We start from the raw sequence: 13192 nt of genomic DNA on the forward strand, positions 1-13192 counted from the left end.
TATAGCCTTGTTTATAATTACCAAACCATCAAGTCATTTAAAACTTGCAGTAAATCCTCTATTTGTTCAGCGCTATGCGCCGCACTTAAGGTAATGCGTAAACGCGCTTGATTTTTAGCCACCGTCGGGTAGCGTATCGCCGCCACCCAAAAGCCTTTTTGCTTTAAGGCTTCGCTCCAAGCCAAGGCGGTATCCGCCTGATGCAAAATGACAGGCTGAATCGGGCTGGCCGAATCTAGCAAGTTTAAGCCTATCTGTTGCGCACCCTCACGAAACTGCAGGATATTGGCTTGCAGCTGGGCACGCAAATCATTGCCCTGCTTGACCAATTTTAACGCCTCACGCGTGGCCAGGGCGTTCATTGGCGACATAGCGGTTGTATAAATAAAGGGCCGCGCAAACTGAATCAAACTCTCAATCAACACCGTTGAACCCGCGACAAAGGCGCCCGTCGTGCCGAATGCCTTGCCAAAGGTGCCGACTAATATTGTATCGGCTGAGATTGCTAAACCATAATGACTAAAACTACCGCGCCCTTGCTCTCCCAGCACGCCGACGCCATGCGCATCATCAATCATCAACCAGGCCTGGTGGGTTTTTGCGAGGTTTTGCAGGCTAACTAAATCGGCTAAATCACCGTCCATACTAAACACACTGTCGCTCACAATCAAGGTAGGTTGGTTACTAGCGACTAAACGGCGACCCAGTGCCGCGAGATCGAGATGTGGATAGCGCTTAAAATCGGCACCCGACGCCCGTGCGCCATCAATCAACGAGGCATGATTGAGCTTATCGCCTAAAATTAAATCTCCCGTTTGCATTAAGGTTTGCTGCACCGCCAGATTGGCCATATATCCGGTTGAAAACAACAAACAGCGCTCAACCCCCAGCCAGTCGGCTAATTCGTCTTCAAGCAGATGGTGATGCAGGTGATGCCCCGTAACAAGATGCGCCGCGCCCGCGCCCCAGCCAGCGCTATTATCTGCACACACGGCGGCCTTGATGCGTGGGTCAGAAGCCAGTCCAAGATAATCATTAGAACAAAAATTAACCATCGGCAGACCGTTAATCTGCATGATAGGTTGTTGCGGAGAGAGTGCCAGCGGGCGTTGGCGGTAAAGCGATTGCGCTCGGCGCTCATCAAGCCGAGCTTGAAAACGCGTGGCAATCGTGGGTTTCATCATGGGCTTAACGTGGGCTTAACAGTGAGTTTAAGACCGCCAATCGGTCAGGGTTTGAGTGAGAATCTCCGCCGGATAATCACCGCTGATATAGGCTTGTCCAATGGATTTCATTAACACCAAACGCACTACCCCGGCCTGTACTTTTTTATCACCCGCCATATAACGAATAAAATCATCATTGCTCAGTTCATTCGGTGGATAAATCGGCAAACCGGCACGTTTAAAAATCCTTGCCATGCGCTCTAGATCCTGCTCGGTTAGATCGCCCAGTAATTGTGACATATAGGCCGCTTGCATCATACCCGCACTAATCGCTTCGCCATGCAGCCAGTTACCATAGCCCATACCCGCTTCGATAGCATGACCAAAGGTATGGCCAAGATTAAGCAGCGCACGTTGACCTTGCTCGGTTTCATCAGCCGCGACAATATCGGCTTTGTTTTGACAAGAACGCTCAATCGCCTCTGCCAGCAGCGCATGATCGCGGGCTAATAATCCATCCAGATTGGCTTCGAGCCATTCAAAAAACGGCAAATCACGAATCAAGCCGTATTTTATGACCTCTGCCAGACCGGCTGATAATTGACGATCTTCAAGGGTATTCAGCGTGTGGGTATCAATCACCACCGCTTGGGGCTGATGAAATGCACCAATCATGTTTTTACCTTGCGGATGATTGACGCCGGTTTTGCCGCCTACCGACGAATCGACTTGCGACAGCAAGGTAGTCGGAATCTGGATAAACGGCACGCCACGCTGATACGCCGCCGCGCCAAAACCGGTCATATCGCCAATCACACCCCCACCCAACGCCACGAGGGTAGATTTGCGGTCAAAGTGTTCACCAATCAGCTTGTCAAACACCTGATTAAGCACCTCAAGGCTTTTATATTGTTCGCCATCGGGCAGAATAACCCAATCCACTTTCAAGCCGGTAAACAGCGCTTTACAAGCCTCCAGATACAAGGGCGCAACCGTGGTATTGGTCACAATCATCACTTGCGTACCCTTAACAAACGGGCGAACCAAATCGGCCTGCGCCAGTAAATCCTGTCCGATAAAAATCGGGTAACTGCGTTCGGCTAAATCAACTTGAAGTCTAATCAATGTAAGCATTCCTTTATACAAATTTTGGTAGGGCGAAGCCTATACGACACCTTGGGATTCAAGGGTTTCATGGATATGTTTGACCACGCGATAAACCGACACCTGCTGCGTTTCTACCACCAGGTCTGCTAGCTCCATATAAATGGGGTCGCGCTTTTCAAGTAGCTCGCGGATCACCTGCTCGGGGTTATCAGTTTGCAACAGCGGGCGGCTGCGGTCATTTTTAGTGCGCGCAATCAGTGAATCCACGCTAGCACGCAAATACACCACAAAACCACGCGAACAGAGGGCGCGTCGATTTTCTTCACGCAACACCGCACCGCCGCCGGTAGCGAGCACCAGATTTTTTTGTTGCGTCAAGTCATCAATCACCGCGACTTCACGATCCCGAAACCCCGCTTCACCTTCGATATCAAAAATCATCGGAATAGTGACACCGGTTCGCGCTTCGATTTCATTGTCGCTATCAAGGAACTCATAGCCCATTCGCTGGGCTAAAAAACGCCCCACCGTTGACTTGCCTGCCCCCATTGGGCCTATTAAAAATATGTTTTGTTTTTGCATTTCGATATTGTATCTAAATTTAAGCGCCTTGACTTAAAAACATCAACCAGGCCTGGTTGGATTTGTTACTATTTGCAATAATTCTATTAATCTTCTGATTGGAGTATTTTATGCAAGGCAATCTTTATATTATTTCAGCCCCGTCGGGCGCGGGAAAAACCTCGTTAGTCAGTCGTTTAATTGCCCTAGACCCAATTATCCGCGTGTCGATTTCCACCACTACCCGCGAGATGCGCCCCGGTGAGCAACATGGCGTGAATTATTTTTTCGTTAATCAAGAGGAATTCAAAGCGAAAATTGATGATAATGCCTTTTTAGAACATGCCAAGGTGTTTAAAAACTACTATGGCACCAGCAAGCATAGCGTGATTGACCAGCTAAATGCCGGGCAGGATGTGATTTTAGAAATCGACTGGCAAGGCGCGCAGCAGGTGCGCCATATTTTTCCTCACGCCTACAACATTTTTATTTTACCCCCTTCGCTAGAAGAGCTAGAACGCCGTTTAACCGGACGGGGCACAGATAGCAAGGAAGTGATTGACCACCGTATGGATCAAGCGGTAGCCGAAATGTCACATTTTGCCGAGTTTGATTATCTGGTGATTAACGATGATTTTGATGCTGCGCTTCATCAATTACACAGCATTTTTATATCCAACCGATTAAAACAGGCTTACCAACAAACGCGCCACCAGAGCCTGTTAGCACAGCTAGTTGAATAGTTCAGAGTTAATCTTTTAACCAGCGTTGGATCGCCTGCTCATCACTCAGTCGTGCATCGACCCAACGTTCACCTTCCGGTGTCCACTCTTTTTTCCAGAAAGGCGCATTGGTCTTTAAATAGTCCATAATAAAATGCGAGGCTTCAAACGCATTTTCACGATGCCGACTGGCGACCGCGACTAATACAATTTGATCTTTCGGCTGCATTTTACCAATACGATGAATAATCAAACTGGATTCCAGTGACCAGCGTTGATGTGCTTGTTGACGAATCGCTTCCAATGCTTTTTCGGTCATACCCGGATAATGCTCTAGCTCTAACTGCTGGATGTCATCGCCTTCATTGATGTCACGCACCGTACCGACGAACGCCACCACCGCCCCCACATCCGCATGCTCATTGCGCAACCAATTCACTTCGGTAGTTAAATCAAAATCGTCCTGCTGCACACGTACAAACGGGTTTTGCGAATCACTCATCTTAGCCCCCGGTCACCGGTGGAAAAAACGCGACCTCATCACCCGCCTTAATCGGCGTTTCACGGTGCGCAATGTCATGGTTCACCGCCACTTGAATTGCATTGCTTTCAAGCAAATGTGTGCGCCATTGTTCCCCGCGCTCAGCCAAGCTCTGCACCAACTCGCCAACCGTTCTAAACTGCGCCGGCACCTGCTCTTGCGCTTGTCCAAAGGTTTCACGCAAGCTCGCAAAATATAAAATATTAACCATTTATGGCTCCTCAATTAAACATTCGGCTTAGTCCGACAGGCTCCTAAAATCAACCGCCTAGCGACACCATTTGCCTGAACTCAATATTATGCACGTTTTCATTGAAAAAGTGACGCTCAGGTTTTTTGGTCATCGCATCAATAATCACCTGCTTCAACTCATCATCCGTACAGCCCGCGCGCAAGGGCGCACGCAAATCGACACCGTCCTCCTGCCCTAAACACAAGGCTAAAAAACCACGCGCGGTCAAACGCACCCGATTACAGGTTTCAAAAAAATGTTGCAAAACCGCCGATATCACGCCAATCTTGGCATCCGTGCCAGCGATCAAATAATTACGCGCCGGACCATCATGACTACGGCTACTCGAAGGAATCAAATCACGGCCAACATGGTCGCGTACCCGCTTTAAAATCTTATCTGCGCTGTAATGTTGATCCATCATGCTGACCCCAGCCGGACCGATTGGCATGGTTTCAATAAAGCGTACTTCGACACCCTTTTGAATCCCAAAGTCCACCATCGCCTCAATCTCGTCATCATTGGTACCTTTCATCACCACCATGTTCAACTTGACCGGCTTCATACCCTGCGCCAAGGCGGCATCAATCCCTGCCATTACCTTAACAAGATCCCCGCCACGGGTGATATGGCTAAACTTATTAACACTCAGCGAGTCAATTGAAATATTCACCCGATTAATACTCGGTGCTAAGGCGGCCGCATGTTTATCTAAATGATGCGCATTGGTGGACAAGGCAATGTCAACCAGGCCTGGTAACGCACTTAAATCGGCTGCAAATTCCGCTAAGCCTTTTCTAACCAGCGGCTCTCCCCCCGTCAAGCGCACTTTTTTAACACCGAGCTCACTAAACGCTTTAATCACCCGCGTCAACTCAGCGAAGGACAAGTATTCGGTATGACTCCCCTCAGGATGCACCCCTTGCTCAGGCATGCAATAACCACAACGATAGTTACACTTATCAGTCACTGATACACGAAGATACTCTATTTTGCGTTGAAATGGATCTATTAATTCATTCATCTTCTATTTCTCTGAACCGTTAGGTTCGGTTGGCTATAACGGTCTGTAATATTAATCGAAAGCACTCGATAAAACAATCGCCCAAACAAACAAAAACAAAAACTTCACAATTGATTCAATGGAAAAAAGAAATACTTTAAAAAGTAGGGTGGATAAGCGCAGCGCATCCACCTATTTTTTTCAGAAAAAACTACTCAAGTATCATCGACCTAATCCTGTCAGGTTCCAGACCTCCCCAATCAGGCGAATACCAACCACACTCAACCAAACGATGAAATGATGACCAAGGCCAATCCTTAACCTGCTCGACCAAACAGTGCTTGACAGGCTCCTAGGTTTTGGTGGATGCGCTAGGCTTATCCACCCTACGACAACAATCGTTTCATTACAATCAATTGACTACTCAACGGTTACTGACTTGGCTAGATTGCGGGGTTGGTCTACGTCGGTGCCTTTGATTAGCGCGACATGGTAGGCCAAAAGTTGCAATACGATGTTAAAGGTAATCGGTGCGGTAATGCGGCCAACATTACTGGTGGTTTTAACTACAGTGAAAGTGCCATCGGAGCTGACGTTGGACTTTTCATCTTCAAACACAATCATTTGTCCGCCACGCGCATTGACTTCTTGCAGGTTTGATTTCAGCTTCTCCAATAAATCATCATGCGGCGCAATCGCCACCACCGGAATCGTTTCATCAATTAACGCCAACGGACCATGCTTAAGCTCGCCCGCTGGATAAGCTTCAGCATGAATATAGCTAATTTCTTTGAGTTTTAGCGCACCTTCCATGGCAATCGGGTACATGGTGCCTCGCCCCAAAAACAAGCAGTTGTGCTTATCCGCAAATCGATTGGCTAAGGCTTGAATCGTCGGTTCATGTGTTAGTGCATTCTGAATCAGTCCAGGTAGTTTTTTAAGCCCTTTCACAATCTTGCCTTCACGCTTAGCATCCAATCGCCCCTGTACTTTGCCGATGGAGGTTAATAACAAAGCTAAGGATACCAACTGGGTGCTAAAAGCCTTAGTACTAGCGACGCCAATTTCTTGTCCGGCGTGGGTTAAGAACACCAGATCCGATTCTCGTGTCATTGATGACTCGGGCGCATTGCAAATGGTCAAGGTTGGCACGCTCAAATTCTGTTGTTTAGCGCGTCCTTTTACCTGCTGCAAAGCGGCAAGGGTATCAGCGGTTTCGCCTGATTGTGAAATCGTGACAAAAAGGCTATTCGATAAGACTACAGGATTGCGATAACGATATTCGCTCGCCACCTCAACCTGACAAGGCAGTTGTAAAATATCTTCAAACCAGTATTTGGCAACCAAGCCGGCATGATAACTGGTTCCGCAGGCGATAATTTGCACCTGTGTAATACCAGCAAACAGGGCTTCAGCTTGATTACCAAACGCGCTGACCAATACCGTTTTATCGGTAACACGCCCCTCAAGTGTATCGCTCACGGACTGAGGTTGTTCAAATATTTCCTTGTGCATATAGTGACGATGCTCACCCAGCTCCACCGCCGCCGCACTCAAACTCGACACGCGCACCTGACGCTCGACCGGCTCACCTTGCTGGTTATAAATTTGTAGTGCATCCCGGCGAATATCGGCGACATCGCCTTCCTCAAGGAAAATCACGTTTTGTGTCACAGGTAACAAGGCCGACACATCGGAGGCAATAAAGTATTCACCAATCCCCACACCAATCACTAACGGACTGCCCTTTCGTGCCGCAATTAAACGTGTGGGATCGGTTACCGAAATGACGCCTAGCGCATAGGCGCCTTCAAACTTTTGAATCGCCGCTTGCACCGCTTTAAGCAAGTCGGGCTGTTGCTTTAAGTGCTCAGCGACACAATGACCAATGACCTCGGTGTCGGTCTGGGAAGTAAACGCATAGCCCATCGCTTGTTGCTGGGCTTTTAGTTGCTGGTAGTTTTCAATAATACCATTGTGAACCACGGCCACTTGATCATTACTAAAATGCGGATGAGCATTCGCCTCAGACGGTACGCCATGGGTCGCCCAACGCGTGTGTGCAATACCAATTTGCCCTGCAATTGGCGTGTCATCCGCATGAATGGTGGCATCTAATGCTTTAATCTTGCCCAAAGAACGTCTGCGCACTAGTGTGCCTTCCGCATCAATGATGGCCACACCCGCCGAGTCATAACCCCGATATTCGAGGCGCTTCAACCCCTCCAACATTATCGGAATCAAATTACGTTCAGCTACACCGCCTACAATTCCACACATCGCCTTGCCCTTCCTGTTTATGTTTAGTTTTTTAATTTTGTTATTTTAGCATGTAGGCTAAAAACCTTCCGCGCGTTGTCGAAGAAAAACCGCATGCCGTGGCCAACCGTTTCGGGTGTAGCCGTTATATTGATAGGTAACCTGTACGCCGATCGCAGGCGGATCAGCGCGCATCGCATCGCTCAAACCACTACCTAAACGCAACAGCTGATTTTGTTCGTTAATACAGAGTAAGGCGCCGACCATCCCCTCATACTTCCCCTGTCCCTCTGTATAGCCGGTGACGGTGCATTCAGCATCATATTTTGGCTTGAGCTTCAGCGCGAAAGGCGAACGGCCCGTGTGATAAGGCTGATTTGGCTCACGCAATACCAAGCCTTCTGCACCCTGCTCAACACTCTGCGCCAGCATCTTGTCTAAATCATCCAACGGTCGCAGCGGTGTTTGCTGAATAATGTGCAGATGCTTAACAGGCTGGTGTATTAAAAACTGTTCAAGCTTACTCAGTCTTGCCATTAAGCCGCCGGGTTGATTGGGCACTTCAAAAATATAAAAGCCGACTTGTCGCCAATCATCACTCGGTTGTTGACGCCGCACAATGGATAAGGTCTGCTCAAACTGACCGCGCCCAATCCATAACTCACCATCCAACTCAAAAGGCGGCAGGTTTTTGGTAAACCAGTTTGGCGGATTAAATGCATTTCCCTGACGACTTACAAGCTGTTTGCCATCCCAGTAAGCCCGCACACCGTCAAGTTTCTCACTCACCAGCCAGCCGGTTACATCCTGCGGCTGATACTCAGTGAGTAAAACCAAATCGGGCGCTTTGGCCTGTGCCGCCACCCCAAATTGAATGATTGCCAGAATGATCAGTAGTCTAAACATGGCTGTCCCCTTAACTAAAAAGAAAACCTATTGTAAAACACTACAGACAAAAACCCTTTAAAATCACGTATAACATAATTCATATCAACAAAAAACCCGCCGAAGCGGGTTTTTCAGAATTACAACCAGGCCTGGTTAGATCAACTAACCCCAAACCTCGTCGGCGATACTGTTGTACCAACCTTGGGTGTAAATGGCTTCCATTTTGCGTACATCAGGCGCCGCGCCCATCGGAGAGACCCCACCTGAACCCGGCACTGAAACAATTTTGCCATCTTGGAAATCATAAATCGCCGCGACAGAAATCGCATAATCCGGTGTAACCAATGAATAACAGGTATTTACGTTTTTCGCTGAAATCGGTTCTTGACCTGCCATCGCTAATACGATATTGGCCGCACAGGAACGTGCTTGGCTGGTCGCTGAATGACCCGATTTTGGCATAGGTCCAGCAATACAGGCATCGCCGATTACATGGATGTTTTTGTGAATTGTAGATTCAAACGTTTGTTGATTAATCGGACAATAACCAGACTCATTCGTCAGACCGGTCGCTACGGCCAATTTACCGGCTTTTTGTGGCGGGATATAGTTAATTACATCGGCCTTCACCTTGCCATAATCCGCGTCAATGGTTTTATTCTTAACATCAATGCTTCTCAGCTTCCCCCCATCATCCAACTTGACATGTTCAATCATCTGACCGTAGTTTAACTCCCAGCCCTCAACGAACAAGCCCTGCTTAGAAAAGGCATTTTTTTGATCTAAAATTAAAATCTTAGCCGTTGGATTATTTTGCTTGAGATAGTGGGCCACCATGCCAACGCGCTCATAAGGGCCAGGTGGGCAACGGAAAGGGTTAGGTGGCGCAACCATTGCGAAGGTACCGCCTTGTCTCATAGACTGGAGCTGATCACGCAATAACAGGGTTTGATCACCGGCTTTATAGGCGTGCGGTAAAAATTTCTCGGTGTTTTCATCGACACCTGCATGCACATCCCACTTGAAGTCAATGCCTGGTGATACAACCAACTTGTCATAGGCCATTGTTTTGCCACTTGCTAACTTGATCACTTGCTTGTCAGGGTCAACCGAGGCAACCGTTTCGTGCATTACATTAATGCCGTTCTTTTTGGCCGCATTATAGTTATGCGTGATTTGTTTCATTTCATGGAAACCGCCAATCACCCAGTTAGAACCAGGGCAGGTAATGTACTCTTTGTTAGGTTCAATGAGGGTGACATTTAATTCAGGGTTATAGCGTTTTAGGTATTTGGCTGCGGCTGAGCCACCAAATCCACCACCGATGACCACAACGTTTCCAGCGCCTTTACGGCCGGTCGTTGAGCAACCGGTTAAGGCCAAAGCCGCTGGTGCGGCAATACCCGCCGCCGCTAATTGAATCATCTGACGACGTGTCAATTTTGAAAATACGTTTTTCATTATGCTTCTCCTATTGTCCTTGTTTACCGATAAATTTCGCCATTAGCTCAATTTCTTCATCGGTATAGCCTTTCGCATGACGATCCATAATCGTGCCAGTACGCGTGCCATCACGATAGGCCTTCATTTGGCTAATAATCATTGAAGCAGGATAGTTTTCAAGGGTAGGAATCGTTGCATTCGCTAAACGGCCTTCATAGCCATGACAAGAAAAGCAGCTGTTGGCGAGTAATTCACCGCGTTCGACGGCTTGGACGGGTAATGCGGTAGCCAAGATTAACCCTGCTGCGGGTAATAGAACTTTTTTCATTAGTTATACCTCAATTTTATGTTTTAAAAGGTGTTGTCGACTATAAATGAGATGCTTTGGTGCCGCCAATAGAAATTTACTGGGGACCATAAAATATTCTTATATCAAGATATAAAGAAATTGTGGGGAAAGCGTGCACAGAAGCTAGTGCGTTGATTTAAATTAGATTTTCCATATTCAAAAAAATGGGCGCTAATAAAGCGCCCGTTTCAACCAACTAAGGAAATATTATTTACCCCTTTATTTAAAGGTATCGGCCACAATATTATTGAACCAAGAGTAGGCATACTGTACTTCACGCTTACGATCACGCGCATTAAATCCGTCACCACCAGGTGTTAGACCACCCGAATTAGGCACCGAAATGATCTTATCACCCTCATAGGCATAAACCGCCGCAACCGAAATGGCTTCGTCATGCGCCACAATTGAGTAACAGGTGTTCACCCATGAAGGCTCAATCATCGCTTTACCGGTTAATGAAGCATAAACAGCAACGGCGGTTACTTTAGCTTCCGAGTTAGCGGCATAACCTGATTTTGGCAAAGGATCAGCTACAGCGGCATCCCCTACTACATAAATATCCTTGTGAATGGACGACTCAAAGGTTTTACCTTGAATCGGGCACCAACCTGCATCATTGGTTAAGCCTGCAATTTGTGCAATCTTGCCTGCTGTTTGTGGCGGGATGATATTTAACACATCCGCTTTCACTTTTTTACCTGATGCGGTAGTCACGGTTTTGGTTTTAGGGTCAACACTCACCACACCATCATTACCGTGCCACTCAATCATCGCATTTGGACCTTCATATCCATAGTGACGACGCCATGCATCTTCAAACAAGCCTTTCTTAGAAAACGCACCTTTTGGATCAAGCATAATTACTTTTGACTTAGGCTTATTGTCTTTCAGATATTTAGCCACTAACGAAGCACGCTCATACGGGCCAGGTGGACAACGGAATGGGTTAGGTGGGCAAACTAATACATAAGTACCACCGTCCTTCATCGCGGCTAACTGATCACGAAGGATAGCGGTTTGCTCGCCGGCTTTCCAAGCATGAGGAATGGTTTTCGCCACTTCAGCGGAATAACCTTGAATCGCACCATAGTTAAGTGCGACACCCGGTGCAACGATGCAACGGTCATAACCAAATGACTTGCCGCCTTTGGTGGATACTTTTTTACCTTTTGCATCAATGCCAGTGACTTCGTCGATAACCACATTGATACCTTGTTTTTTCAAGCCATCCAAGGTGAAACGAATGGTTTTAATATCGCGATCACCATTAATCACTTCGTTACTCATAAAGCAAGTATGGTAATCCGCACCCGCTTCAATCAAGGTCACGTCCATTTTAGGGTCAAGGCGCTTTAACGATTTCGCCGCTGTTGCACCCGCGATACCACCACCAACGATAACAACCTTGTGCTTGCCACCATGGTTGTGAGCAGAAGCCAAGCCACTAAAACTCGCCATGGAACCTGCCGCCACACTAACGGCTGAGGCTTTAAGGAGATTTCTTCTTGTCATATTTAATTTCATCTTAACTACTCCTTATTCCTTGCCTGATGCATAATAATCCAACAACTGTTGAAGCCCTGCATCACCGTGACGGTTCATCATACTTTCTAACTCACGTTTCATGCGTGACTCTTTGTATTCGCGATCACCCGACATATAATCCTGTAAGCTGTATTCTAAGTAAGCGCGCATTTGGCCAGACAAAAAGCCTGAGTCATCTTCTGGGTTAGTGCCTGCGGCATCATGACAACGATCACAGAATGAATTGTGTAAGCGCTGACCTAGTTGCGCGGCACGAGGATCATGAGGCTGCTCCACTTGAACATATTTTTGCTTAGCAAAATACTTAGCCATATCGGCAATATCTTGATCCGTGTAGGCTTTTGCTAGACGGGTCATAATGGTGTTTGGACGCTCACCTGCGCGGAATTCTTTCATTGAGTCAATAAAATACTGTTCAGACATACCGCCGATTGAAGGGATGGCTGGCCCATCACTAATCCCATTAATACCATGACAGCCTACACAGGTATTGGCCAACATTGTGCCACGATCAAACTCAGCTTGTGCGATACCGCTGGCCATCATGCCACCCGCAAGTAACACACCCATCCATTTTTTTAAGGATGGCTTTTTGGTGTTTTTCATAGATTTCTCCTCTTAAGTCGAGTCTTGCCGCTTTCCAATGACTCAACCAAGAGTCGATCTAGAAAGCTGCGCTCAGCGCTTATGCGCTTTTTTTAAATCCGGCATGCTGCCGGTTTGCTATAAAAAATCCCACGCGAAGATGGGATTTTAAATGGGGTTAGTAGGGTAACTCTGCTTTAGAAACCAAAGGCTCCATGGGCTCGTGATGCGCCACACCTTTATGGCAATCAATACAGGTTTCACCCTCCTCAATCGCGCGAGGATGACGGCGCTGGGCTGAACGCCCTTGTGCGTCAATATCCATGGCATCGTAACTGTGACAGGTGCGACACTCCGCCGAGTCATTGGCTTTCATTTTGTCCCAAACAATATTCGCCATACGCCAGCGATGCTCTTCAAAATGGGCTAGATAAGCTTCAGGATCATTTTTGATCTCACTGCTGACCGCAAAGTTGCCTAGAAACTCATGGTAGATGTCTTTAACGGCGATAATTTTTGCGGTCACTTTAGGCACAAACTCTTTAGGCACATGGCAATCTGAACAGGTGGCGCGAACCCCTGAGGCATTGTTGTAATGTGCCGTTTCTTTGTACTCTTCATAGTTGATTTTCATGCTATGACAAGAAGTACAAAACTCCATCTCATTGGTATAGTCGAATACCACATTCATTGCACCATAGGATGCAAAACCTAAAACAAATACGCCAGCAAACGCTAGATAGAGTTTTTTCATCTCGTTAGTCCTTTCAAGATATTGTCATTATTTT

At 47.2% G+C, this 13192-nt stretch carries 14 protein-coding genes; 1 reads left to right on the forward strand and 13 read right to left on the reverse strand.

Going from position 1 to position 13192, the window contains the following annotated elements; genetic code table 11:
- Nucleotides 1–17 precede the first annotated feature (17 nt).
- From bioF to aroK, 3 genes are read right to left on the reverse strand one after another with little or no spacing between them, the layout of a single operon-like run.
- On the reverse strand, nt 18–1184 hold the full coding sequence (gene bioF / locus NA59_RS03695; protein WP_044408190.1) for an 8-amino-7-oxononanoate synthase: 1167 nt from the start codon (nt 1182–1184) through the stop codon (nt 18–20).
- 27 nt (nt 1185–1211) lie between these two features.
- Entirely contained in the window at nt 1212–2291 is a 1080-nt protein-coding gene (gene aroB / locus NA59_RS03700) for a 3-dehydroquinate synthase (protein ID WP_083944912.1), read from the reverse strand.
- A gap of 39 nt (nt 2292–2330) precedes the next feature.
- Complete coding sequence (gene aroK, locus NA59_RS03705; protein WP_044408197.1) at nt 2331–2855, reverse strand: shikimate kinase AroK; 525 nt, start codon at nt 2853–2855, stop codon at nt 2331–2333.
- Nucleotides 2856–2965: 110 nt separating this feature from the next.
- Between aroK and gmk the strand changes: the two genes are divergently transcribed.
- Nucleotides 2966–3577, forward strand: coding sequence for a guanylate kinase (gene gmk / locus NA59_RS03710; RefSeq protein ID WP_044408200.1), 612 nt, complete (start codon nt 2966–2968; stop codon nt 3575–3577).
- A gap of 7 nt (nt 3578–3584) precedes the next feature.
- On the opposite strand, the gene moaE is transcribed toward gmk, so the two are convergent.
- From moaE to NA59_RS03760, 10 genes are all read right to left on the reverse strand, one after another.
- Complete coding sequence (gene moaE / locus NA59_RS03715; protein WP_044408203.1) at nt 3585–4058, reverse strand: molybdopterin synthase catalytic subunit MoaE; 474 nt, start codon at nt 4056–4058, stop codon at nt 3585–3587.
- Between the two features lies 1 nt (nt 4059).
- A complete protein-coding gene (moaD, locus tag NA59_RS03720) occupies nt 4060–4308 on the reverse strand; it encodes a molybdopterin converting factor subunit 1 (RefSeq protein ID WP_044408206.1) in 249 nt (82 codons plus the stop codon).
- Between the two features lie 49 nt (nt 4309–4357).
- Nucleotides 4358–5353: a GTP 3',8-cyclase MoaA gene (gene moaA / locus NA59_RS03725; RefSeq protein WP_044408209.1), complete on the reverse strand. Its 996-nt coding sequence runs from the start codon at nt 5351–5353 to the stop codon at nt 4358–4360.
- 399 nt (nt 5354–5752) lie between these two features.
- Nucleotides 5753–7612, reverse strand: coding sequence for a glutamine--fructose-6-phosphate transaminase (isomerizing) (glmS, locus tag NA59_RS03730; RefSeq protein WP_044408212.1), 1860 nt, complete (start codon nt 7610–7612; stop codon nt 5753–5755).
- A gap of 57 nt (nt 7613–7669) precedes the next feature.
- On the reverse strand, nt 7670–8497 hold the full coding sequence (locus NA59_RS03735) for a DNA ligase (RefSeq protein ID WP_044408215.1): 828 nt from the start codon (nt 8495–8497) through the stop codon (nt 7670–7672).
- A 144-nt stretch (nt 8498–8641) separates the two neighbouring features.
- Entirely contained in the window at nt 8642–9940 is a 1299-nt protein-coding gene (locus NA59_RS03740; protein ID WP_044408218.1) for an NAD(P)/FAD-dependent oxidoreductase, read from the reverse strand.
- Between the two features lie 10 nt (nt 9941–9950).
- Entirely contained in the window at nt 9951–10250 is a 300-nt protein-coding gene (locus tag NA59_RS03745; protein ID WP_044408221.1) for a c-type cytochrome, read from the reverse strand.
- A gap of 240 nt (nt 10251–10490) precedes the next feature.
- Nucleotides 10491–11798 carry an NAD(P)/FAD-dependent oxidoreductase gene (locus NA59_RS03750; RefSeq protein WP_044408223.1) on the reverse strand — a complete coding sequence of 436 codons (1308 nt, stop codon included), beginning with the start codon at nt 11796–11798 and terminating at the stop codon, nt 10491–10493.
- A 12-nt stretch (nt 11799–11810) separates the two neighbouring features.
- The gene (locus tag NA59_RS03755; RefSeq protein ID WP_052501440.1) at nt 11811–12425 is read right to left on the reverse strand and encodes a c-type cytochrome; all 615 of its coding nucleotides are present in this window, start codon (nt 12423–12425) and stop codon (nt 11811–11813) included.
- A gap of 157 nt (nt 12426–12582) precedes the next feature.
- Nucleotides 12583–13158, reverse strand: a complete 576-nt coding sequence (locus tag NA59_RS03760; RefSeq protein ID WP_044408226.1) for a NapC/NirT family cytochrome c — start codon at nt 13156–13158, stop codon at nt 12583–12585.
- Nucleotides 13159–13192: the final 34 nt, after the last annotated feature.

This window comes from Thiomicrospira microaerophila (assembly GCF_000934765.1).
Classification (GTDB): Bacteria; Pseudomonadota; Gammaproteobacteria; order Thiomicrospirales; family Thiomicrospiraceae; genus Thiomicrospira; species Thiomicrospira microaerophila.